Genomic DNA, 23,715 nt, shown 5'->3' with positions numbered 1-23,715 from the left:
AATAGGCATAAACAGAGGGAAATCAACTCAAAATAGATTACTGAATTTGGTTAATATTGAAAAAAACCAAAAAAGTGAATGAATTGATTAAAAAAATGATAGTAAAATAAAAATAGAAAATAACTATTAAAAAATATACATAAAAAATAGAAAAAAGCACCACTAAAATAGAAAAACAACTACTAAAAAATAGAAAAACCTGATAAAAATAATAACTTAAAAAAAATAGAAAAAATTTTTGATCAAACTTTTGCAATTCGAAGAATTGTAAAAGTTTGGGCATGCAGCTGCCGGGATTCGAACCCGGGTTGTAGGCTTGGAAGGCCCAAGTAATAACCAGACTATACCACAGCTGCATAAAAAAAAAGTGCGGCGTCCGGGATTTGAACCCGGGTCTCTAACGTGGCAGGCTAGAGTCTTAACCAGGCTGGACTAACACCGCAATATACAACATAATTATGTGTGTCAAACATAATATATAAATCTTTCTATATTATGCTTAACATTTCAAATGATAATCATTATTATCATAAGTGAAAATTAAAGATTATATTAAAGTATTGATGAGAGGAAGCATTGATTGAATACCCAATACAAATATAGCGAATCCTCCAATAAACTCAATATGTCTAGAGTATTTCATAGCTGCTTTAGTACCGAAAACACCAATTGATTGCCAAATGATTACTAAAAGTATACTTGCAAAAGCAACTATATAAGGATCTGCCCCTTCAATCACACCTTGAGAAGCTAAGACCAAGTTCTCAATGTTTCCAAAAATTAATAATCCTAAAAATGGTCTATATTCTTGAACAAAAGACATGTTTTCACCTAACTTTAACTGCTTCATACATGGATTGAAGACCTAAAATGAAGATTGCTAATCCACCAATGAATTCAATATACATAGCGTAAGCTTCCAATTGTTGAGTGCATACAGTACCTATAATCAACCAACAAGCTACACAAAATAAACTAGCAATAACTAATTTCAGAGGATTTGCTGCTTTAACCACTCCTTGAGAAGCTAAAATTAAATTCTCTATATTTCCAAAAACTATTAAGGAAATCAAACCGATTGATAATCCTAAAAACATTTAATCACCGTTCCTCTCTTAACGATAATAATTCTTAACTATTTTTATTAGCTATTATTTAGAATTTTCCTCAAAAAAAATAATAGTTAATAAAAACCTATAAAATTAATCATTAACAATTTTTATATCTTTTTAATAATATTTAAAATTTACTTTAAATTAAATAGAAAATTTATTGCCCTTAAAAAAATTTAAAATTTACTTTAAATTAAAGTGGCTGTAAAATTTTATAGGCTTATTTAAATTTTATCAGATTTTTTAAAAGTAAAAATCAATATTATTATTTTAAGCCTAAACTTTTTTACAAACTCAAATTAAATAGAATATTTATTGCCCTTAAAAAAATAAAAAAAATTTTAAAAGAGATTACGGTGAAAAAATTAATTTTATTTAAGAAAAACAAAATAATTTTTTCAGCCATAAAACTAATACCCTAAATAACCGACCTTAATATACCACTTATATCAAGTAGCCCGCCTTCAGGATCTTCATAAATAGGAATGACTATCCTTTGTCTTCCACCCATACTTTTAATAAGTTGGCCTCCATAGGCTCCGACAAGACCTCCTATAACACCTAAAGAATTTTGTATAAGTATTGTTTTAATCCTTTTAACGTTCCGACAAGACCTCCTATAACACCTAAAGTGATACCTTCTGCAGTTAAAATCAAAGTTCCCTTTAATGCATTGTAATGCACATCATAGTGTCTGGTGTAAAGATATGTGCCTGTTAAAGGGCCAAGAACAGCAGCAGTTCCACCACCTGCAGCAACACCTGCAACAGGATTGAGAGTGGTAACACCAACAACAACACCAACAATAGCGCTTAATGCCATATAACCATATTTGAGAACCTCAAGATCCATTTCCTTATTGCTTTCAATCATATTCGCTTAATGCCATATAACCATATTTGAGAACCTTATCCCAAGTGGATGTAACATCTTTAATGGTGACAACATCTGCAGAAGACTTAAGCTTAATGCCCTCAAGATAGACATCTGTCTTCTTAATACATAAGACATTTTCTTTAAATGTTTTGTTTCGCTAATTCTTCAGCTCTCTCTGTCTTCTTAATACATAAGACATTTTCCCCATTTCGATAGGATGTATTGTTTTTAAAAGTGTAGCTATCTAAACTTAAAAAGCCTTGAGAGAAAATTGCCCCCCATTGCTGCAATAATTTTCCATGAAAGTACAATTTGTGCACATGCATATACCTGCATTGAGAATAGCTGCACCCCAATCACGTTCAATTCTGTAATCCATGCGGTTATGATAGAAAATCACATTATTCAATATGCAAGACCCACCATCATTGTAAATGGCATGATTAAACTTAGTGATGTTTAAGTTATCAGCAGCCAAGATACAATTATCTTCTAAATAAGCCCATGAATACTCATCCCTATCACCAGCGTCACCAATAATGCTTGAATTGTTACCATTGATATGAATAGTGTCAAAAGCCATATCATTAGGTTTCCATGTGGAATGGGACTTAAAGGCATGTTGGCCTAAAAAATTAACCCCTAATCCCTTAACGCAAGTGACTTTACTCTCTCCAAAGGACTCTAAATACTCCTTATAAAGCTTCAAGTATTTTCCAAATACCTTATTTCCATTCAAATTAATGGCATTATCATAATCAACAATATTTGAAACATTGACATACTTTAGATAAATGAGATTTACTGTGAAATTTTTTGCAATCCATGCATTGAAAACATTATCTACAATTAGGGAAGACTGAATATCATAGGTTAGATTGGCAAAATAGAGTTCTTGCATTATTAAAATTCCATCATCCAAATTCTTGAGAAATGTCATAACGAAATCAGTGCCGTTTAAGATTTGACCATAATAGCTAATGTCATTATCGGAATTCACATCACCAAAAGTCAAAACATCAAAAATAGATTTGGCAAAATCAATTCTAGAACCTACAGCATTAAAGTCAAACATTGGGCAAAATGGATCAAAACATGAAAAGCGACCATCTATACAGAAATTAGAGTTAATTATTTGCAGTATGAATTTCCTTGAAAACACCATCCTCATAATCAAGACCTAAGTAAATAGTGTCATTTGCCCACTTGGAAGTGGAATTGACAAAATAGGAATTCATTATAGTGCAATTAACCCCATCCAAATAGATAGCACCGCCAAGACGACTTGCAGAATTGTTCAAAAACAAACTATTGTCAATAACACCATTATTTCCATACCAAGAGATGGAACTTCCGATTATTGCTTTATTGTTTAAAAACCGACAAGCAGAACAAATACCATCATTTCCCATCCAACAAAGGGGACTGAAGGAAATCAGATCAATATCACAAATTTCAGTATTATAATGAAAGCTACTTAAATTCATAGAACCAAAAATTTGTGTTAAAATTGAAGGTAATGTAACATCCATAAACTCATTATCTGTCAAGTCATATCCTCCATTTGCAAATGTCAGATTAATGATTTTGACATTATTGCTACTGACTGTAAAGATATTTCCCAAACGGTTAATACATTCATCTTTTCGAACAATATTTTTGTAATTTCCTTCAAGGATATGACCATTACCATTAATTGTCACATTATCAACATTAATGTTTATTCCACAAAGAGAAGCATTGTCCGGCTTTTTATAGTCATGCTCAATATTATAAATATCACCAGGCTTTAGATTTTGAATATCATTACTTAGATCATCCCAGCAACCATAATCACTTATTTTCACATCCCCATCATTTGAAGGAGAATCATTTTCCTCTACATTCCCACCTACAGCCATATAATCATCCGATAAGGTGGAAAGATCATTAGATTGAAGACTTTCATCCATTAAAATTGTATCTGCATCATTGATTTCTGATGCAAATGAAAATGGAATCATCATAATAAATAAAACTAAAAGAAGAGTAAAACTTCGCTTAATATATTTATCCCTCATTAAATTTCCTCACAATGTTAAAAAAAATTATAGTAAAATTAATCTTTTTCCAAATGCCATTTCATTTCCTAAAAAAAGATTGTTTAAAAAAAAACAGTAAATATCTAAAAATTTAAATAAAAAGTTATTTACTTATCTTAAAATTTTAAAGAGCCCAATATATAAATATATTTGAATGTAAGTGCTTACTTACATTTAAATCGAAAAAGAAGAATTGAAAATTAATCAAATCAAAAAAAGATAATTAACATTTAATATCTATAAAAAAAATAAAATTAAAAAAAAATAAATGAAAACATTAAAAAATGGAGGTTTTATTTTCTTGCAATAACATAAAGCCAACCGGTAACCAATTCTTTATCCAAGCTATCGGGACCCTCTTTTGAAAAGCAAATAACATCTGAAAATCCTGCTTCACGCAAGTACTGTTCAAATTGATCTTCAGAATACAATTCCATTTGCAATAAGTCGATAAGCTCTTTTTGACGCTCATCATTTTCTTTAGGAACTGCTTCATTGCAAATGAGCATTATGCCATCATCTTTTAATACTCTTCTAACTTCTTTAGCATCATTAACAAAATCTGGCCAGAAATAAACTGTTTCAAAGCCAGTTACAATATCAAAGACATTGTCTTCAAAAGGCAATTCAGATACAGACTCTTGAATGATTTCACAGCGGCCTTCATCAATGGCAGCTTGATTTAACTTAGTGGATTTTTCAACAGCAAGTTCTGAATAATCCAAACCAAAAACCTTATTGTCAGTCATCTTATTGAATCTTTCTACATTTGCTCCTCCACCACAGCCAATATCCAAAATGACATCATTCTTTTCAATTTTCAAATGACTTATTCCCCATAGGGAAACGCTTTTATGATTTGTATTCATTCTTTCCAACAATTGCATTCCTAATTCCCCAATGGGTTTACGAGCATTAATGAGTAAATCTTTCTCTTTTTGACTCCTGAGTCCTTTCTTATTAACAGACATTTTATGACTCCTAAAATTTAATCCAAATCGATTTTTTCTTATCAATAATAATATTAATTACAGGATTTATAAATTTTAGCATTAGGTCAAGAAAGGATAAAATAAATAAAAGGAAATTAAAGAATATTAATCCTCAAAATAAATTTCCCTAATAAACTCACCTATCCCTATATCCATTAAAGTAAATTCACTAAAAAAGCTTAACATTGCCAATTCATCAACATCTTCACTTAAGGGAGTGTTTTGAATTTCATCTTCTTCAATGCAATCATCTAATAGATCAAGACAATCAGAATTGCTTAAGATATCCATTTCTTCACCACATTCATAAGAGCCATAATCAATACTGTTTTTTACATATCTATTCTCATTCTTTTTTTCTAATGACATTTTACCAAACCCCTTACATGTTTTTTAAAAAAGTTCTTGAATAAAAGTTGTTTTTTAAAGCATATAATAGTAAACAAAGAGCAATTGAAAAGTAATATTCAAAAATAGTAAACAATATCGGTAAAATTACAAATAAATAATATATAGTTTAATATATTAAAAAATAAGCATTATTGTTAAGAATAGTTTAATATAATAAACCAAAAATTTTCAATAAGATGAAAAAAATGAATTAAATTAGCATAAATGAGAAAAAATAGTCTAAAAAATAAAAAAATCCACAAAAGTAGAAAAAACTAAAACAGATAAAAAATATTTAAATTAAAATAAGACCAAAATAATTTAAAATAAAAGATTAAAATAATTTTCTAAAAAAATGAGACTATAAAATTTTATAGGATTATTTTAATTCTATTAAATATCTTTATAATTAAAAATTAATTTTATGATTTTAAGCCTAAACTTTTTTTCAAACTCAAAAAAATAAAAAAAGAAAGGAAATTAAAAATTCCTTCAGAAAACAAAAAAAAATCACGGATGAAGAAGACCCTCAATAGAACTTACCATGGAATTGCTTCTCCAATCACCTAAAAAGGCATAAATCGCATTATACCTCTCAAGCAACCTATTAAACTTAACCTGATCAGTACCACCAAGCTTATTCAAATAAACAGAAACCTGACGATTACCCTTAAAGAACTTATTACAAATCAATTCAAACAAAACAAGATCATTAACTTGAATCAAATCCAAATCCTTCCGAATCAATTTAGCCAAATCATCCAAACTATCCGGAAGATGATTCGGACTATTGAAAACAGAATAATAAATATTAATATGATGCAAGTCAGCAACATCAGCACCACCAGGATTTAACAAAAGACGATACTCCATAGAATTCTTCACACCACTCTCTAAAGCAGTACTTGCAATATTAACCTTACGAGAATCAGATTTAAGCTTAAGCTTAAGAAAATCATTCAATGCCCCATAAGCCCTAAGAGACTCCAAATTATTCAAAATATCAAGCTCTTCCTTAAACCATGTCACAGAAACATAAGACAAAGCTTGATACCTTAAAACCTCAAAACGAATCCTCTGATACTCACAGGAATCACATATAATAATTATAACGATTAACACTATTAATACGACCATAATGAGCATTAATAATCTTAACATAATCCTCCAGTAACCAACTCCTCATATTAGAATTAAGATTCATATTCATAATGGAAATCAAAAACCTGAACTCGTTATCATTAATATTATAGTTAATAGACAAATAGTTAAGAAGAGGAACCCTAACCTTAGCATTAATCTCCCTCATAACATTATCCGGAATGTTACCCCTCGGATAAGGACTCAAAAGATCCACCAAAGTCGCAGTCAAATCCAATTTAACCGAATAACTATTAATATTCATAAGAGCACTCACCAAAAGCAAGATAGAATCACCATTCTTGCCAGTGAACTTAAAGGAAACCATTTTCTTAAAATTTTCAACCCAAGCAAACTCCTTATGAATTTCATACAAATACTTAGAAAACTCATTAAGAATATCCCTGCTAGGCTTAATACGCTCTTGAATAAAAATATAAAGACTACAATAAGAAGAATCCAACTCACTCTCAAGCAAACCCTTCTCAAACTCTAATAATAATAATAATAATAATAATAATAATAATAATAATAATAATAATAATAATAATAATAATAATAATAATAATAATAATAATAATAATAATAATAAATATTCTTATTATTATCCTTCAGCCAATTCATCTCTTTCCTGATATAATCCTTAATAGACTTAGAATCCTTCAAAGAAAGATCTCTAGTAAAGCCTAACTCAACACCCTTAATCTCATAATAACTATTTAAGGCATTAGACAAATGACTCCTGCCAAACTCCTTACTCAACTTACTATACCAAGCATCATCCAAACGATGGAACTTCAAGTAATCATCACAAAAACCCCTTAAGCCCTTAACGAAGTTATTGCACTCACCCATAGAACCTATCCTATTCAAAGACCCAAGATCAAATGACTCACTTAAACTATTGTAAAGATTAGGCAAAGCATTCCTCATCCGCCTCAAATCCCTATTAATCATATTCTTCAAAGCAGTCAAATTAGAAGCCTTGGAAAGAACATTCTCATCAAAGAAAACATACTTACCCCGAACAAATTTAAACTTGACATAACTTATAAATACAGAAGACCTGACAGATATAGCATCATTATACAACTCAACCAGTTCCTCCCTAACAGGATTCTTTTCATTCTTCAACTCATTATAACGATCCATAATCTTTTTAGGAAAACTCAAAGGAGGTGCCACAATTTTACCAATCTCCGCAAGAAGCTGCTCATCAGACAACTTGCCAATATCCTTATTATCAATCTTCTCAGAACCCTTATTGTTAAACTCAACATGATCAATGAACACCTTATTCAACTCATACATAAAACCATCATAATAGCGACGTCCATAAACATGATCCTTAGCATTTAACATATAAGTATCATATATCTTATGAGCCTTGTCATACATCTTCTGAGCCAAAAGCTTATTAGTCTTATTAACCTCAGCAATACACTTATCCGCAGCATTTATAGCCTTAGTCAAATCATCCATATAATTCCTTAGCTTAATATTGGAATCAGTATAATCATTAGGATCAATACTATCAAACAAAGCATTCAAATCCTGAATAAACCTAATATACTGCCACTGATGATTATAACCTTCAACACGAAGAAGATACTTGTCATACAAAGCATAAATCTGAGAACTTAAAGACATAGCCAAATCAGCATCACTATCCCTTTTCATAATAATATCAACATATTTATTAGCAGTATCAACAGCCTTCTTCATAAACTCCTTAATCTTCTTAATATCAGCACCAGCAACATTCTCCTGACTGATGACAAAACGACTAGGCGCAAGACTCTCACCAGCTTCAGGATTCTGAGGAACAGGATTCAGAGGAAGTGGATTCTGAGGAACAGGATTCTGACCTGCATTAACACGCAAACTTGGCAAAAGACCCTTAATATAAGCAATAAGATCCTGACGAGTTGAAGCATCACCATTCAACCTATGATAAGCAACTAAATTATCTATGCTATCCTTAAACTGCTTTTCCAAAACAATCTTGGCAATATGCGGAAACTCACGTTCAAGTTTGTTCCAAGAAGCCAAAAATGACTGAAACTCTAAAGGATAAGTGTTGATTTCATTAGAATCTGGAAGCAAAGTATTATCCTCCAAAATACCCTTAATACTATCAAAATCAGGATCAGCAGCCCTAACTTCCTTCAAAATATCCAAAAGACCATTCCTAAATTGATTTAATCCTTTATAATCATTTACAGGAACTCCTCTTTCAACCATCAGATTCACATACTGAACATATGCCACAAAGATAGTGTCAGCATCATTCAAAAGCTTTTTAATCCTATCAGCACCAAGACCAGAGACAAGAACCTCATTCTTAACATAAGTATAAATCTCATCAATAGTGCACAAGGAAATATGCATGCCATTAATCTTCTCCGGACTAGCCTCATAAGCAACTTCCCCACGACACAAATTATTACGGATAAATAAAATTATAGCTTCACGAACATTCCTAAAGCCACCGGAAGGACCAGCATTGAAATAAGATAATAAAACAAATCACCATAACCCCTAAACAAAGAAATCTTAACAATTCTCGCAACATCAGGATATTTTTCTTCAATCAAATCCCAAGAACCATACAACTTCAAGAAATCATCAGAAACAACATGATGAACCTTCTTAGGATAAATACTATCATCTTCCAAAATCTTCTTAATCTCACCAAACTGATCAGCTGTCAAACTAATATCCGAATCAACATTAGGAATATTATTATTAGAACCAGGATTAAGATTAGGATTAGGATTAGACTTTTGAATCTCTTTAATCATATCCTCCAAAAATTGATCAACAAGTTCCATAAGATCATCATACATATGATCCTCTACAAACTGATGCAAATTTCCACCCATAAGATTCCCTACAATATATTCAGAAAGCTTAGGATGGAAATCTTCAATATATGAATTCCAAACATATTCCAAATCCTCACCATCAGAAGAATGCACCCTAAGAATATTCCTAACAGTTTCCAATTCATCTACAGTAAAAGGAATCTCACTAGAACCCTGACCAGGATTAGGATTAGAACCAGACGGATGATCAATATTAAGAATATAACAACTCATATTCATCAAATATTCAGAAATAAGATCCCTAGCTTCATCCTCACTATCAGTCATTAAATCATATGATTATCTATAAAATTAGTCAAATTGCCGCCCATAAGATTATTCAAAACATGATGAGCAAGACGAGGATTTCTTTGACTTATATTATTCCAAGCACGCTCAACACTATGATGGAAAGAAACCGCACCTAAAAAACTATCCCTAAACTGCAACACTTCTTGAGAAGTGAAACCAACACCATCACCAGAACCATGACCCGGATTAGGATTAGGATTAACATTAGCACCAGTATTAGGATTAGACTCAGGATTAGGATTAGGAGTATTAAGCATCATATTAGCTAAATAATCATCAACAATCTGCGCAACATTCTCAAAATAACGTACAAAGTAATAATAATTGTCCTCCATAAGATTTTTCCGAATATAAAGAGTAACAGGAGTATATCTTTGAGATAGAATTTGCCAAACCATTTGAAAATCATTATTATATTCTTTAAGTAGGTCATGGTATAAATTCCTAGCATCCAAAAGATATTGGTAAGTGAAAGTATAACCACCTGGAGTATCACCCTCAGGAACATAACCTGGAGCGGAACCACCAGAGCTAGAATCACTATGAGCATCATCCTCATCATTCTCACCATCAGGAGTATCACCTTCTGGAGTAGACCCACCAGTAGTAGGATTATTATTTGAAGGAACAAACTGATTGTGAAGAAGATTATACAAACTAATCAACTCAATATTACTACGAATAGAATTTATATAATTCTCATATCCAATAAAACTATCAAACTCAATACCTTCAGCTTTAATAAGCTCAAAGACAGCACCAAACCTATTCGGAGCATGATAAGCCCTATAAAGATTATTAATCAATACATACCTCATTTCATTAATACTCAAAGAAGCAAAATTAACATCATCATCGAAAACATGATATGTAGCAAGATTTGTTATCTCAAGATACCTCTTATAAATATCTGCAAGAGGCTTATCCAACAAATCAAGAGACATCCTGCCAAGGGCATTAATATCCATTACAGCATCATACTCTTCAATGATAGAATCATGATACAATTCCCAGAAGTAGATAAAGTTTAATAAACGACTGCGCACTGAATTTTCATAATCTTGAGGCAAAAATTCTAAAATATTATTATCCAATTGATTAATCAGTACATTGATTTCATTAGAAGAAACTATTGAAGAATCCCTATAAGCATTTAACTTACCATAAATTTTAGAATATAACTCAAAAATTTCAATAGGGAGTCCATCAGCATTATTAACCCATTCAGTGATAGAATTAAATCCAGGGAAAAATTTCCTCAAAATCGCATCATATAAAGTTTTATTAATAATCTCTAAATAAATCATATCATGTTCTATTTCATCAACCATCAATTTAATACTCATATCTTGTGTATAATCATTTGCCCAACTTTCAAAAAATCCTCTTTTGTTAAAAATATTATTATATGGATTTTTATTATCCATTAATCGGCCAATAGTGAGATTAGAACTTCTAAATCTGATGTTATTTCCTTCAACAACACCTAAACTGTCCATAATATGCTTCATTTGATTTAACATAAGATTACAGAAATCATAATAGGTCACAACATTACCTTTTTTATCCTTAATGCAAAACTCATTAAGTTTCTTATTAAATGTCCATTTAGTCAGTGATATGAAAGGATAATTAAAGTTTTCCCTAAAATAACTCATTAAAAGCCCATAACTTATTGGAGATACATCCCTAAATAAGTTTAACCTATTAGAAAATAGGCTAACATCAATATCATCGAAATCCATTTGTATATTGGAAGCAATATCCATTTCCATACCTATAACCCAATTTTTATCAGGCATGTCATATGCGATATTTGAGTAAACATCATCGAAGACTTGATTTATAATAAAATGATTAGTGAATTCAACAAGCACCAAATCAAGTATATTAATATTCAATTGAGAGATATTCAGTTTTAAATACTGGTTGAAGGCATAGGTATATATAAGGTTAGGAATATGGACATGACTCTTTGCCTTATAAATTTCAAGATCTTCAGTATAAAATATTCTAAGATAAAAATCGGTAATAGTGTTAATCTTCTTAGTATAAGGATATCTGTCATCAGAATCACTCAGCCCTCCATATACCTCCAGCATCACACGACCTATATCATTACCCCACTTCATACGATTTAAAGCAAAAAATGTTAAATTGAGATATAAATCCAAATCTATAGGCAATAGTTTATATAAACTATATTCCATGGTATAGAATATATGATATTGCTCTCTATAATAAGCAGTTAAATTATACATTCTAGTTAAATTATCAACCTTGTTAGTTTGTCCCCAATGAACTGCAAAAACCAAATCAGTAAACATTCTATTAGCATCTAAATCAGGCTTAGTTATAGAATTGAAATATGAATTTACCAAATAAAAATTAGGAAAATCATTTAGGATAATATCTGCAATTTGAGCTGCATTTAAAAGAGAGATATTCCTATTGAAAAGATTATTGACACCTTTTGAAGATGCTAATATCTGATATACCTTAAATAATTCACGGAAATAGCCGTCAGAGACATCAGCCACATTCCTTAATTTAGTTAGATCTTCAGTCAAATCCACATTTCCGTGCATATAAAATAGGCCATTAAATGTTTTATTCATTTCAAGGCATTGACTATATAAAAATCTGTTAACAATTAACTTATCATAATGACTAAGGCCCTCATATAATTCATAAATTTCCGCTTCACTTCCTAATGAGTATCTAATCTGATAAAAGGTCATATTCCGTTCACTTATGTTAGTATCCCTATAGGATGACAAACTAGCCGTAATAGTGGTCGTCTAATCACTTACGTTGTCCTTATGTTAGTATCCCTATAGGATGACAAACTATTATAAATTTCCCTATACATTGTACTTGAAACGGAAATAAAATCAAATTCCTCAATAAGGCCAAGAGCAATAAGCCGACGGATTCCTGCTTGCCATGCATCAAAGATTGTTGGTTGGCTATCATAATACCCCATGATTTCAACATATGCAGTAGCATTCAGAACACTTAGTTTATCAAACCACTCTTTACCGAAAAATCGAGCTGAAATTTCATCATATAAAGTAGAATTAACAGACCTTAACAAAGACATTTGACGGACAAATTCCTCTAATACAACCCTTTCCACTTTGTTCCGATTAATAAAACCCCTATTAACAAAAAGACCATTATAAACATTCTGCCTAACTATATTAGCATAATCAAAGGACACCATACCATTATAATCATCCATATCAATAAAAACCTCAGTGTTATTCATCTCCTTAAGCAAATTAAAGACATGCCATAAGAAATCCAAATTATTACGATTAGGACCATTTTGATTCTCATTATAAAAATTCCTCAAAGAAACAAACTCAGCATACTGAGGACTGTTGGCAACCAAACGACCATTCAAACTATCAAATAAAGAAAGAATACCACTATTAAGAACATCAACAGAACCAGCACCAGAATCATGATCAAGACCAACCAACCTCAAACGCTCATTAAACATATCCAAAGTAATATTATAAATACGCTCCCAACCATCAAGATATCTCACACTACCAGGATTAAACAAACGATTAACACCATTAAAAGTACCAAGAAAACCAATACTCTCCCTCAAAAGACGCAAATTAGCATGAAGCTCAGAAGACATAATAAAAGAACCAAAACTCATAACCCGATCATACAAAACATTAACATTATGAAGCAAAGTCAAAGCCCTAACAGCATGAGACCTATTAGTATCCCCAAAAATATGAGACTGAACACTAAGCCTATCCAACAAATAAGACAAATTACCATCCGCCCGAATAACACTCAACAAGAAACCATTAGTCTGCTGAATAAAATTATCCACCAAAGCACCAAAATCACCATTATTCAAACCAACAAAAGGATTGGAAAAATGCTCACCATCAACAATAACAGAACTGCCACCATCAGCACCAGACACCCTATTAACAATACTAACAGGACTAACAACCTGAGAACCAGACTGACCACCAGCCAAACCATTACCCTGATACAAACGAATAAGCTGAACATTAACAGCCTGATAAAGAGCAGCATAAAAACTCATAATATCCAAAACAGTAACCTTAGGATTGGAAATCAAAGCACTATAAGTATTACTGTAATAAGTGAAAAGCTGAGGGAAAAACTTCTTAAGAGAACTAAGCCCCATCATATTTTCCTCAATAACAGGATCCATAGCACTCTGAAAATCAGAATTATGATACAAAACATTCATCGGATTGCTATCAGAACCGCCAATAACACCACCAGAACCCTGAGAACCAGAACCCGCGCCACCTTGAGGATTTTGAGGAGCCTGAGGATCCAAACCACCAGAACCCTGAGAACCAGCACCACCAGCAGCACCTTCAGAACCAGGACCAACAGCAGGCATACCATTAAGCTCATGATTAATCCTAGCAACTTCCAAACTGCCAACACCAAAACCAGCCTGACCCATAGTGAAACCTACCACAGTAAAAGACAAAACATTACTCCACAAATTACCATAATCATGATAATCCTTACCCTCAAGCATACCATAAGTAACACCCGCAGCCAAACCAATACCAGAACCAGCAACAGACGCCGCAATCAAACCATAAACAACATCCTCAACAGTGACAACTACATCATTTTGAGCTTCATTGACCTTGAATGTAGCATTTGTTATATATGAATCATAATTAGGATGATTGAATGTTATATTAGCATACTTATCTTTTATTCATCACCTCTTTTGGATAATTGTTATTAGGATGATTGAATGTTATATTAGCATAATAGCGACCTACAGGTAAAGATATGCTAGAATTACCCTTGCCGTTTCTTACCTCAACATAAACATCAGTTCCGTTTACATCAACAATGTAAATACGGTCAAGATCAGCAGAAACAACAATCACTGACATCTCACCATAAACAACATCCTCAACAGTTATATTCACATTATTTATAGCCTTATTAACCTTGAAGACTGCATTTGTCATATGTGAATCATAATTTGTATTATCGAATGTAGCATTAGCATAATAGCTTCCTGCATTTAATGACAGGCTGAAATTACCATGGCCATTTGCTACATCTACATTCCTGATTGTGCCATTCACATCAAGAACATAAGTGCCGTCTACATCAGCAGAACAAGGATAACTGAATCTTCACCATAAACAACATCTTCAACAGTTACATTCACATTATTTATAACCTTATTAACATTAAATGTGGCATTGGTTATATGTGAATCATAATTAGGATTATCAAATGTCACATTAGCATAATAGCTGCCTGCATCTAAGGATAAGCTGGCATTGCCTTTGCCATTAACTACATCTACAGTCATATTTGTACCGTTTACATCAAGAACATAAGTGCCGTCAGCATCAGCAGAGATGACAATCATAGCGTCATTGCCGTATACAACATCCTCAACAGTTACATTCACGTTATTTACAGCCTTATTAACATTAAAAGTAGCATTAGTAATAGATATATCATAATTAGGATTATCAAATGTCACATTAGCATAATAGCTGCCAGCATCTAAAGACACACGAGTACTGCCTTGACCATTCATTACGTCAACATTAACATATGTTCCGTTGACATCAACAATATAAACAAGTTCAGCATCAGCAGAAACAACAATCACTGACATCTCACCATAAACAACATCCTCAACACTGCCAACAATATTGTTTACAGCCTTTCCAACATTAAATACAGCGTTCCTTACAACTGAATCATAATTAGGATTATTGAATGTCAGATTAGCATAATAGCTTCCAACAACAAATGACAGGCTAATATTGCCTACACCATCCACAACTTTAACGCCAAGAACAGTTCCATTAATATCAAGAGCATAAAGACCATCTACATCAGCAGAAACAACAATCACTGTATCTTCACCATAAACAACATCCTCAGCAGTTACATTCGCATAATTAATAGCCTTGGCAACATTAAAAGTAACATTTCTTATTATTGAATCGTAATTAGGATGATCAAATGATGCATTTGCATAATAGCTGCCTGCATTTAAAGACAAGCTGGCATTGCCTCTGCCATCAACTACATCAACAGTCACTTCAGTTCCATTTACACAAACAAGATAAGCGCCATCAATATCAGCAGAAACAACAATAACCGCTTCTTCACCATAAACAACATCCTCAACAGTAAGATTCACATAATTGGAAGCTTTAATAATATTGAAAACTGTTGAATTTCTGCTTTCTCTGTGATACTTATCTTCCATATTGATTACTGTAACGTTATATGTGCCTACAGGCAAGACTGGAACAGCAATGGATTTTTCTGATGTAATTTCATTGAATACTGTGTTGTTGTTGGCATCAACTATTGTTACTTTAGCTGTTGTCAAGTATTCTCCATCAAAGGAAATGTTAAAGACATTATCATATGTTATATCTGGAATTTGATTAATGACAATTGAGGAGTTTGCCTTTAATATTTTGAATAATTTGGAATCCTGACTTCCATAATACTCTGAAGAAGGTTCATTATAAACGGTTATATTATAATACCCTTCATTTGGATCCAAATCCACAATAACATAATCATCATCAGTTGTTTGATTGAGGTAAACTTCACTTCCATCATTATTTGTTATGACAACCCTTACAGTGGTTCTATTAATGATATAAAATGAGATATTGCAATCTGAATAATAGAATTCAGCCCCATTTTCAATATTGATATTTACAGAACTATAAGAACGGTTAACAACAAAAGTTCCAGATAAATCGCCAATATAATTATAATAAGTATCATTTAAATGGTAAGCATTAAAATAATAGCTTCCAATAGGCAAATAATTTATGTTATAATAAACCTTACTCTCTTCATCAGTTACTAATGTGATGTTTTCGACAAGATTATCCTGATCATCATAGATTTCCAAAGTGATATTTATGCCAGGATACTGATTTCTGGCAGGTTTTTCAATGTCGCTACTTATAATTTCACCATTCCAATAAACGACATCTTTCATTTCACAACCGCCAGGGGCATAAATAGCATTGATATAATTGTTTCCTCCTGTGAATCTGATGGCTATGATATCATCAATATCACCATCTAAGGATAATGATTTAGAACTGGCTTGATTATCCAATAATGTTGAATTTTTCATAAGATTTTCTACGCCAGCCCAATATATAGCAGATCCCTCATCTGCAGAGTTAAATCTGAAAGTGGAATTTTCAATAATGGCGCTTTCCATAATATCCAAATAAAGAGCCCCTCCACTTGATTTTACAGAGTTATTGAAGAAATCGCAAGAGCTTATATTGGTTTTATTGGCTGTTACACGCATTGCTCCTCCATATCCACTAGTACCATTAGCAACATTATCCTCAAATCTACAATTAAACATGTTAAATTCATCAGCACGTAGGACTATGGCTCCTCCATCATAACTGGCTACATTAGCTATAAAGATAGAATTTGAAATGTTTGAAACATTTGCCTTTAAATCAATTGCTCCTCCAGAGTAATAGCCATAATTGTTTGTGAAGTTTGAACCTTCAATAATAATTGAATCACTTGAAAGCTCGATTGCAGCGTTATTTATAAAACTGGATTTGTTGATTAGACTATTTTTATTTCCACTTGAACGGAGGCCAAAGGTATTGTTTACAAAACTGCAATTGTCAATTGTTACATTCTCTACATCGTAAGTCAATCTTATGGCAATACCTATGGTATTTATGAAATAAGGTTGTGGTGAATAATGATGATATTGTACCTCCTGCTTATGGCAATACCTATGGTATTTATGAAATTGGAATTCCTTATTTCGAAATTCTGAGATCGTACAAATATATCCTCAAAATTAGAGTCAGGATTGTTATCTATAAAATTACAATTATTTATTAGGCAATTTAAGGAATCCTCCCAAATATAAATAAGAGTTTACTTAGAAGTTCCATTAATAAAATTAAGACTGTCTAAAGTTACATTCTCGGCATCTATTTCAAATATTCTTGATTGGTTCAATCCATTGATTGTATGGCCATTTCCATTTATTGTCAAATTATTCTTATTGATTAGGACAAAATCAATGGTATCGAATTCTGGGGAATATGTGTAATTTCTAGTCAAGTTGATAACATCATTGTCATTTGCATTATCTATTAACAATTGCAATATAGTAAAGTCTCCAACTGTTTCATAAGGTCCAATCCTTGTAAGATTAAACTCGAAAAGAGTGGAATTTGTATAATAATCATCATCTTCATGAGAGAAGACAAATCTATATGCTCCAGAAGGTGAATTCAAGAGACTGCATGCTAAACGATTGCTTTCATTTGTCTTTTCAATAACTGTTTCAATCAGATTATCCTGTCTATCATATATTTTAATGGTGATATTCTGTCCAGGAGTGGAAATATATTTAGGAGGTTTTATATCAGTATTTGTGATTGTTCCATTCCAATAGGTAACATTTTCAAATACTGCATTAGACCTTGATTGGATTGCATTGATATAATCGTTTTCCCCTGCAAAAACAATTACAGCCTGGAGATTATCATTCACATCAACAGTAAACTGATAATATGTTGCTTTATTATTTAAAAATACTGAATTACTAAAAATATTTTTTGATCCATCAGATCTGATTGCCGCTCCACGAATAGCGGAATTATACATGAATAGGGAATTGTTTACAATTAAATTAGCTGCACTGCTAAAAATTGCTCCTCCGGAATTGTTAACAGAATTATTGAAAAAACTACAATTGTCTATAACAAGCTCATTAAGATAGCCTGCATTCACTGCTGCACCAAATGCAGCAGTATTATTAGTGAAAATACAGTTGGAAATTAAATTTTTATTATCATCCTCTAAATAAATTGCCCCATAATGATTATGGAGGTTTGTGAAATTACAGTATTCTATAATTACATTTCCACATTGCATAAACTCACATGCCCCATTAAGTCCATAATCTTCAGGATTGGAATTTTCAAAATTGCAATCAATCAGATGAACAGTACTGGTATCTACAGATTTAATGGAACCAAATGAATTGGTGAAATTACAATTGATGAAATTGAAATGAGTCATACCCACACTGCTGAATGATAGGTTACCTACAAAATTGCAGTCTGAAACAGTGAAATCATCCAAGTAAGTAACATATATTGGGAATGATTGGTTTAATGCATTGATTGTATATCCATTACCATTGATTTCCAAATTAGAATATATAATGCCAATACTTTCAATTGTATCGATTCCAATGGAATAAGTGTAATTTTGTGTAAGGTTAACTATGCCATTGTCATGTGCATAATAGAGTTTGCTCTCTAACTTGCCAAACTCTCCAACTTTTAGATTTTGGCTTAGATTGAAAGGGGTTAAGTACTCATCATCTTCATGGTAAATCTTACATGTGTATTCACCAACATCCAGATATGTATAGTCCCAAATAATCTTTCCTTCCCTATTAGTCTGTTTATTTAATCTATCAACCAGATTGCCATTTGAATCATATATTTCAATTGTGACATTTTGTCCAGGACAGCTTCGAGAAACTGGATATGCAACATTTGTATTTACAACACTGCCGTTCCAATAGACAACATTATCGAATTCCGGGTCAAACCATGAGTAAATAGCATTTAAAAAAGTGTTTTGACCTGACAATTCAATAGTCAATGTTAAATGTTCATCACTTACTTCAAATTTAGGGTCTGCCTTATTTGACAATAAGGTGGAATCTTCAATGATAATGAAATTTCCATTTATATAAATAGCAGATCCGCTAAAAGCATGATTGTCCCTGAAATCGGTATTGGAAAAATTACAGTAACTATGACAAACAACAGCACCACCATAGTTTAAGACAGTGTTATTGTAGAACCTTAAATTATAAAAATCATTGAAGTCATTACATCTGATGGCACCTGCATCGTAAGCAGAATTGCCAGTGAAATTACTTGTATAAAAAGTACAGTAATCATTACTGAATATGGCACTACCAATTCCCTCAGCAGTATTATTGATAAATTCATCCTTTCTGAAGAAACAGTTATCATTACAGAATACCGCACCACTATTTCCTCCTGCAGAATTGCTTATGAACATTATACTTGACAAATCACAGAAATCCTTACAGTATATTGCACCACCGTTTTCCTCTGCTGAATTGTTACGGAAATAAAGAGGTGCTTCAGAAAATCGGTAAAAATTATTGTTATATATTCCTCCACCGTTCTTTGCATGATTATCTATGAAATAGCAATCTGAAAGTTTTTGTTCATTAATCATAGAAGAGGTATTGGATATGTCAATATATACTGCTCCACCGTTTTCACCTGCAATATTGCTTTTAAATCGAATGTAAGTAATATTTCCAGTGGTGTAAACCCAAGCAAATGCTCCACCATTGATCAATGCTATGTTATTTTCAAAATAGCAATTGTCAATCAAGGTTCCAAGTGCAAAATCAAGATAAATGGCTCCTCCGCTTTGTGTTGCATTATTGTCAGTGAAGTTAGAATCTGAAATAGTAGTGTTTGTAGAGTAAGCTACATTAGTGCACCACCGTTTTTTGCACGATTCCCATTGAAAGTACAGTTTGCTATAGTGGTGTTAGATGATTCAACTGACACAGCTCCACCATATTCGCTTGCAATATTATTTTTAAAGGTGGAATTTGCAATAGTGACATATTTAGCATTAACGTAAATTGCAGCTCCTTCCTTTGCAGTATTGCCTTCAAAACTACAGTTAATAGCTGAACCTCCATACATGGCACCGCCATACCCGGTTGCAGTATTGTTAATGAAAGTACAGTTAAAAGCAAAAGAATTACCTGAAATTGCTCCACCATTGCTATTTTTAGCATTAATAAAAATAAGATCCTTAAAGATTACATTTAAGTTTTTATTTGCAATGGCAAATATTCTTGAAGCATTTTTACCATCCAGTGTGTGACCGTTTCCGTTAATGGTCAGATTTCGTGTAATGTTAATGCCTTGCTTAAAATTTTTATCAGAAGTAGAATTAAAATAGTAATCGCTAGTTAAATTAATCTCATCAAATTGGTTGTTATTAATGTCCTGATTTAGATTAGTAAATGTTTTAGTATCTTGTGATAACTGACTAACTTCATCAAGAGCATTCAAGTCTTCATCATTATCCTCAACAGGAACAGCCCATTCCTGATTGTTTCCCTCATTAGGAATTTTTAATTCCTCATTTAAATCTTTGCTAAGAGTATCATATTCCCCATTTATATCATAGGCAAATGCTGAATTAATAGTTAATATAAACAGAATTACAAGGACGAGGACGATACCCCATCTTTTTTTTAATCATACCAATCCCCAAATTCAATAAATATAATATATTATTTTTTATATTAATTATATAAGGGTTTCTATTTGATTATAAAGGAAGTTAAGTTTTATATTCATTCAATCTGATAATTAAACAAATTAACTTTAAAAAATAAAGCCAATTAAAAATTCTTTTTTAGCAATCTAAATGGATATGGAAATTGAATGTAACTTTTAAGTTCGATTATTTTCTAAACTATAAAAATGAATAAACAAAAATTAGTTAGAATTAAATCACCAAACAACAAAAACAAATAAACAAAATTAAGCTAGAATTAAATCACCAAATAACAAAAACAAATAAACAAAATTAAGCTAGAATTAAATCACCAAATAACAAAAACAAATAAACAAAATTAAGTAAAAATTAATTCACCAAACAATAAAAACGAATAAACAAAAATTAGCTAGAATTATTTTCACTAAACCATAAATTAGGAAAGGAATAAAAAAAAAAGAAAAAAATAAGAAAAAAATTAAATAGAATATAAAAAACATCTATCACAATTTGATTTTTAGATTAAAAGAATTATAAAAACAAATCTGTTAAGATGATCTTCAGGAACTATCATTATTGTCTAAAGAAGTACTATTATTAGTTATGTTATCCATAACTGGACGAGTAACATTTTTATCTTCGACTGGATCAGTATTGTTTACAAATGTGCTGTTTATCACATGGGTGTCATTAACTGAAGATTTGACAGTCTTTCCATCATCTGATTTAGAATCTTTAGCATTTATTTTTATAATGATTTTATTACTGGTTGCAGGTGCAATATACACTCCATCCCATGCATCTACATCTCCATCATAGACACCATAGAGAATATATTCTCCTGGAGGGAACCTATCCTTATCAAATGTTATCTTATTATAAATAAGGTTATCAGTCACAATATTTACAGGCTCGTCTATTCCTGCCACATAAAACTTTATATTGGCAATGTTCCTCTTATATGCTAAGTTTTCAATTGAAACATATATGGAATCTCCTTGATTAATTTCAAGAACTCCATCACTTGCGTAATTATTGTTGGTATCCCTTGCATTTATTGTAAGACTATTTGTTTTCATGGAATGGAAACGTACATCAGCACAAGTAGAGTAATTAATTTTATTTTGTTCATCTATATAGTCAAATGTGTAGAAAATAGGAAAACTTCTTGAAGAACGATCCTCATCATATTTAGGAACATAGTATAAAAAAGAGGAACCTTTAGAAATATCAACACTAGCAATTAAGTTTTGCTTATGATAATCTCTGTAAAGTTTTAGGATTCCACCTTTAATGGGATTACCTCTATAGTCATAAACGGAAGGAGTGATTTTCACATAGGAATCTTCCACACCATAGTCGTTATCTAAAACAACTTGAACAGTTCTTTTTTCATATTCAGAATTAGGATTTGCAGAACTTAAAAGATTTACATTTTCTTTGACATCCAATGAATCAACGGTAGAATCAGCTAAACCGAAATCATCACTTGCGTCATTAATTTCATCAATCACAACATTATCTAATTGTGAACTTTCATCAGCTGCTTGAACTGTAGAATCAAATTGACTATCATCTACAGCAGAAACAGAGCTTAAACATATCATGACTAAAAAAAAATAGCCATTATAGAAAAAAACAATTGATTTCTTTTCATATGTCTCACTCATACATTAGTGATATGAAAAATTTATCATATCCTAATGATATTTAGGCAGGACTAAATATATAAATCTTTATAAAACTCATTCGTATTATAACAAATAAAAGAACAAATAAACAGATTTTGTTAAAAATAATCCTAAAAAATTATATGAATAAACAGATTTTTGAAAAAAAAGTAAAAATCTTATTAAATAATAAAAATAAAAAAATTTTGATAAAAAATAAAAAAAATCCTAAAAAATAATAAAATAAACAAATTTTTGAAAAAAAAGAGACTGTAATTTTTATAGGCTTAATTTAATTTTTTCGATTTCTTTAAAAGTAAAAATTAATATCCTGATTTTAAGACTAAACTTTTTTTCAAACTCAAAAAATCCCTAAATGATATAAATAAACAAATTATGATAAAAATAAAAATAAAAAATCAATATAGAAAAAATGTTAAAAAAAAAAGAAAAGAAAAAGTAAAACAAACCTAAAAAGGTCTGCTTTAATAAATAAATAAAACCAAAATGAAAAATATTTTGGTCAAGCTTTGATTGAATGTCAAAAGCTTGCTTACATCATTGGAGGCATGCCGCCCATACCTGGGTCCATAGGCATGTCGCCGCCACCGGTTCCGCTGGAAGCAATTACGTCATCGATTCTTAAAATCATTTCAGCAGCTTCAGAAGCAGATTGGATAGCTTGTTTTTTGACACGTTTAGGTTCAACTACACCTTCTTCTTTCATGTCAGTAACATCACCAGTGAATACGTTTAATCCCATGTAAGCAGATTTTTCGTGAGCAGCTCTTAAGTCTACTAAAGAGTCAATGCTGTCTAAACCAGCGTTTTCAGCTAAGGTTTTAGGAACAATTTCTAAGGATTCTGCAAATGCAGTTACTGCTAAT

Annotated in this window: 20 protein-coding genes and 2 tRNA genes; 1 reads left to right on the top strand and 21 read right to left on the bottom strand. The window is 31.4% G+C overall.

Annotated elements, in window-relative coordinates; all coding sequences use genetic code 11:
* Nucleotides 1–282 precede the first annotated feature (282 nt).
* The 15 genes from QZV12_RS02480 to QZV12_RS02410 all read right to left on the bottom strand — a co-directional run bounded on the left by QZV12_RS02480 (nt 283) and on the right by QZV12_RS02410 (nt 14,274).
* A tRNA-Gly gene (locus QZV12_RS02480) sits at nt 283–356 on the bottom strand.
* Between the two features lie 12 nt (nt 357–368).
* Nucleotides 369–442 (bottom strand) — tRNA-Gly (locus QZV12_RS02475).
* Between the two features lie 105 nt (nt 443–547).
* A complete protein-coding gene (locus tag QZV12_RS02470) occupies nt 548–823 on the bottom strand; it encodes a hypothetical protein (protein ID WP_295616682.1) in 276 nt (91 codons plus the stop codon).
* 4 nt (nt 824–827) lie between these two features.
* Nucleotides 828–1,097: a SpoIIIAC/SpoIIIAD family protein gene (locus QZV12_RS02465; RefSeq protein WP_295616679.1), complete on the bottom strand. Its 270-nt coding sequence runs from the start codon at nt 1,095–1,097 to the stop codon at nt 828–830.
* A 576-nt stretch (nt 1,098–1,673) separates the two neighbouring features.
* A complete protein-coding gene (locus QZV12_RS02460) occupies nt 1,674–1,985 on the bottom strand; it encodes a hypothetical protein (protein WP_295616676.1) in 312 nt (103 codons plus the stop codon).
* Between the two features lie 253 nt (nt 1,986–2,238).
* Complete coding sequence (locus tag QZV12_RS02455) at nt 2,239–3,153, bottom strand: hypothetical protein (protein WP_295616673.1); 915 nt, start codon at nt 3,151–3,153, stop codon at nt 2,239–2,241.
* On the bottom strand, nt 3,116–4,048 hold the full coding sequence (locus tag QZV12_RS02450; protein ID WP_295616670.1) for a hypothetical protein: 933 nt from the start codon (nt 4,046–4,048) through the stop codon (nt 3,116–3,118). The genes QZV12_RS02455 and QZV12_RS02450 overlap by 38 nt, the downstream gene beginning before the upstream one ends.
* 314 nt (nt 4,049–4,362) lie before the next feature.
* Nucleotides 4,363–5,040 (bottom strand): class I SAM-dependent methyltransferase, encoded by a 678-nt coding sequence (locus QZV12_RS02445; protein ID WP_295616667.1) that lies wholly within the window; start codon nt 5,038–5,040, stop codon nt 4,363–4,365.
* 126 nt (nt 5,041–5,166) lie between these two features.
* Nucleotides 5,167–5,430 carry a hypothetical protein gene (locus tag QZV12_RS02440; RefSeq protein WP_295616665.1) on the bottom strand — a complete coding sequence of 88 codons (264 nt, stop codon included), beginning with the start codon at nt 5,428–5,430 and terminating at the stop codon, nt 5,167–5,169.
* Nucleotides 5,431–5,961: 531 nt separating this feature from the next.
* The gene (locus tag QZV12_RS02435) at nt 5,962–6,573 is read right to left on the bottom strand and encodes a hypothetical protein (RefSeq protein ID WP_295616662.1); all 612 of its coding nucleotides are present in this window, start codon (nt 6,571–6,573) and stop codon (nt 5,962–5,964) included.
* Nucleotides 6,545–6,799, bottom strand: a complete 255-nt coding sequence (locus QZV12_RS02430; protein ID WP_295616659.1) for a hypothetical protein — start codon at nt 6,797–6,799, stop codon at nt 6,545–6,547. The genes QZV12_RS02435 and QZV12_RS02430 overlap by 29 nt, the downstream gene beginning before the upstream one ends.
* 284 nt (nt 6,800–7,083) lie before the next feature.
* Entirely contained in the window at nt 7,084–9,033 is a 1,950-nt protein-coding gene (locus QZV12_RS02425) for a hypothetical protein (RefSeq protein ID WP_295616656.1), read from the bottom strand.
* A 20-nt stretch (nt 9,034–9,053) separates the two neighbouring features.
* Complete coding sequence (locus QZV12_RS02420; RefSeq protein ID WP_295616654.1) at nt 9,054–9,746, bottom strand: hypothetical protein; 693 nt, start codon at nt 9,744–9,746, stop codon at nt 9,054–9,056.
* Nucleotides 9,746–12,550 (bottom strand): hypothetical protein, encoded by a 2,805-nt coding sequence (locus QZV12_RS02415; protein WP_295616651.1) that lies wholly within the window; start codon nt 12,548–12,550, stop codon nt 9,746–9,748. Before QZV12_RS02415 ends, QZV12_RS02420 begins: the two co-directional genes overlap by 1 nt.
* Before the next feature lie 29 nt (nt 12,551–12,579).
* Nucleotides 12,580–14,274, bottom strand: a complete 1,695-nt coding sequence (locus tag QZV12_RS02410; RefSeq protein ID WP_295616648.1) for a hypothetical protein — start codon at nt 14,272–14,274, stop codon at nt 12,580–12,582.
* A 27-nt stretch (nt 14,275–14,301) separates the two neighbouring features.
* Between QZV12_RS02410 and QZV12_RS02405 the strand changes: the two genes are divergently transcribed.
* Nucleotides 14,302–14,466: a hypothetical protein gene (locus QZV12_RS02405; RefSeq protein WP_295616644.1), complete on the top strand. Its 165-nt coding sequence runs from the start codon at nt 14,302–14,304 to the stop codon at nt 14,464–14,466.
* 37 nt (nt 14,467–14,503) lie between these two features.
* Here QZV12_RS02405 and QZV12_RS02400 read toward each other — a convergent pair whose 3' ends face one another.
* From QZV12_RS02400 to QZV12_RS02375, 6 genes are all read right to left on the bottom strand, one after another.
* On the bottom strand, nt 14,504–14,896 hold the full coding sequence (locus tag QZV12_RS02400) for a hypothetical protein (protein WP_295616641.1): 393 nt from the start codon (nt 14,894–14,896) through the stop codon (nt 14,504–14,506).
* A 20-nt stretch (nt 14,897–14,916) separates the two neighbouring features.
* Nucleotides 14,917–17,496, bottom strand: a complete 2,580-nt coding sequence (locus tag QZV12_RS02395; RefSeq protein WP_295616638.1) for a hypothetical protein — start codon at nt 17,494–17,496, stop codon at nt 14,917–14,919.
* Nucleotides 17,497–17,726: 230 nt separating this feature from the next.
* Nucleotides 17,727–20,249 (bottom strand): right-handed parallel beta-helix repeat-containing protein, encoded by a 2,523-nt coding sequence (locus QZV12_RS02390; RefSeq protein ID WP_295616635.1) that lies wholly within the window; start codon nt 20,247–20,249, stop codon nt 17,727–17,729.
* Between the two features lie 98 nt (nt 20,250–20,347).
* Nucleotides 20,348–20,947 (bottom strand): hypothetical protein, encoded by a 600-nt coding sequence (locus QZV12_RS02385; RefSeq protein WP_295616632.1) that lies wholly within the window; start codon nt 20,945–20,947, stop codon nt 20,348–20,350.
* Nucleotides 20,948–21,718: 771 nt separating this feature from the next.
* On the bottom strand, nt 21,719–22,765 hold the full coding sequence (locus tag QZV12_RS02380) for a hypothetical protein (protein WP_295616629.1): 1,047 nt from the start codon (nt 22,763–22,765) through the stop codon (nt 21,719–21,721).
* A 616-nt stretch (nt 22,766–23,381) separates the two neighbouring features.
* On the bottom strand, nt 23,382–23,715 hold a 334-nt coding region (locus QZV12_RS02375; protein WP_295616626.1), incomplete at its 5' end, for a TCP-1/cpn60 chaperonin family protein.

Source organism: uncultured Methanobrevibacter sp. (assembly GCF_902769175.1).
In the GTDB taxonomy this organism is placed as follows: domain Archaea; phylum Methanobacteriota; class Methanobacteria; order Methanobacteriales; family Methanobacteriaceae; genus Methanobrevibacter.
Note: the sequence above shows the minus strand (reverse complement) of the source record. Positions and strands in the feature narration are given on the sequence as shown.

Bases quoted from the DNA above. Each gene is read 5' to 3' on its own strand.
- QZV12_RS02420 (WP_295616654.1), bottom strand. From the start codon at position 9,746: ATGACTGATAGTGAGGATGAAGCTAGGGATCTTATTTCTGAATATTTG.
- QZV12_RS02440 (WP_295616665.1), bottom strand. From the start codon at position 5,430: ATGTCATTAGAAAAAAAGAATGAGAATAGATATGTAAAAAACAGTATT.
- QZV12_RS02470 (WP_295616682.1), bottom strand. From the start codon at position 823: ATGTCTTTTGTTCAAGAATATAGACCATTTTTAGGATTATTAATTTTT.
- QZV12_RS02445 (WP_295616667.1), bottom strand. From the start codon at position 5,040: ATGTCTGTTAATAAGAAAGGACTCAGGAGTCAAAAAGAGAAAGATTTA.
- QZV12_RS02380 (WP_295616629.1), bottom strand. From the start codon at position 22,765: ATGATATGTTTAAGCTCTGTTTCTGCTGTAGATGATAGTCAATTTGAT.
- QZV12_RS02455 (WP_295616673.1), bottom strand. From the start codon at position 3,153: ATGGTGTTTTCAAGGAAATTCATACTGCAAATAATTAACTCTAATTTC.
- QZV12_RS02460 (WP_295616676.1), bottom strand. From the start codon at position 1,985: ATGATTGAAAGCAATAAGGAAATGGATCTTGAGGTTCTCAAATATGGT.
- QZV12_RS02465 (WP_295616679.1), bottom strand. From the start codon at position 1,097: ATGTTTTTAGGATTATCAATCGGTTTGATTTCCTTAATAGTTTTTGGA.
- QZV12_RS02405 (WP_295616644.1), top strand. From the start codon at position 14,302: ATGATAATCCTTACCCTCAAGCATACCATAAGTAACACCCGCAGCCAA.
- QZV12_RS02450 (WP_295616670.1), bottom strand. From the start codon at position 4,048: ATGAGGGATAAATATATTAAGCGAAGTTTTACTCTTCTTTTAGTTTTA.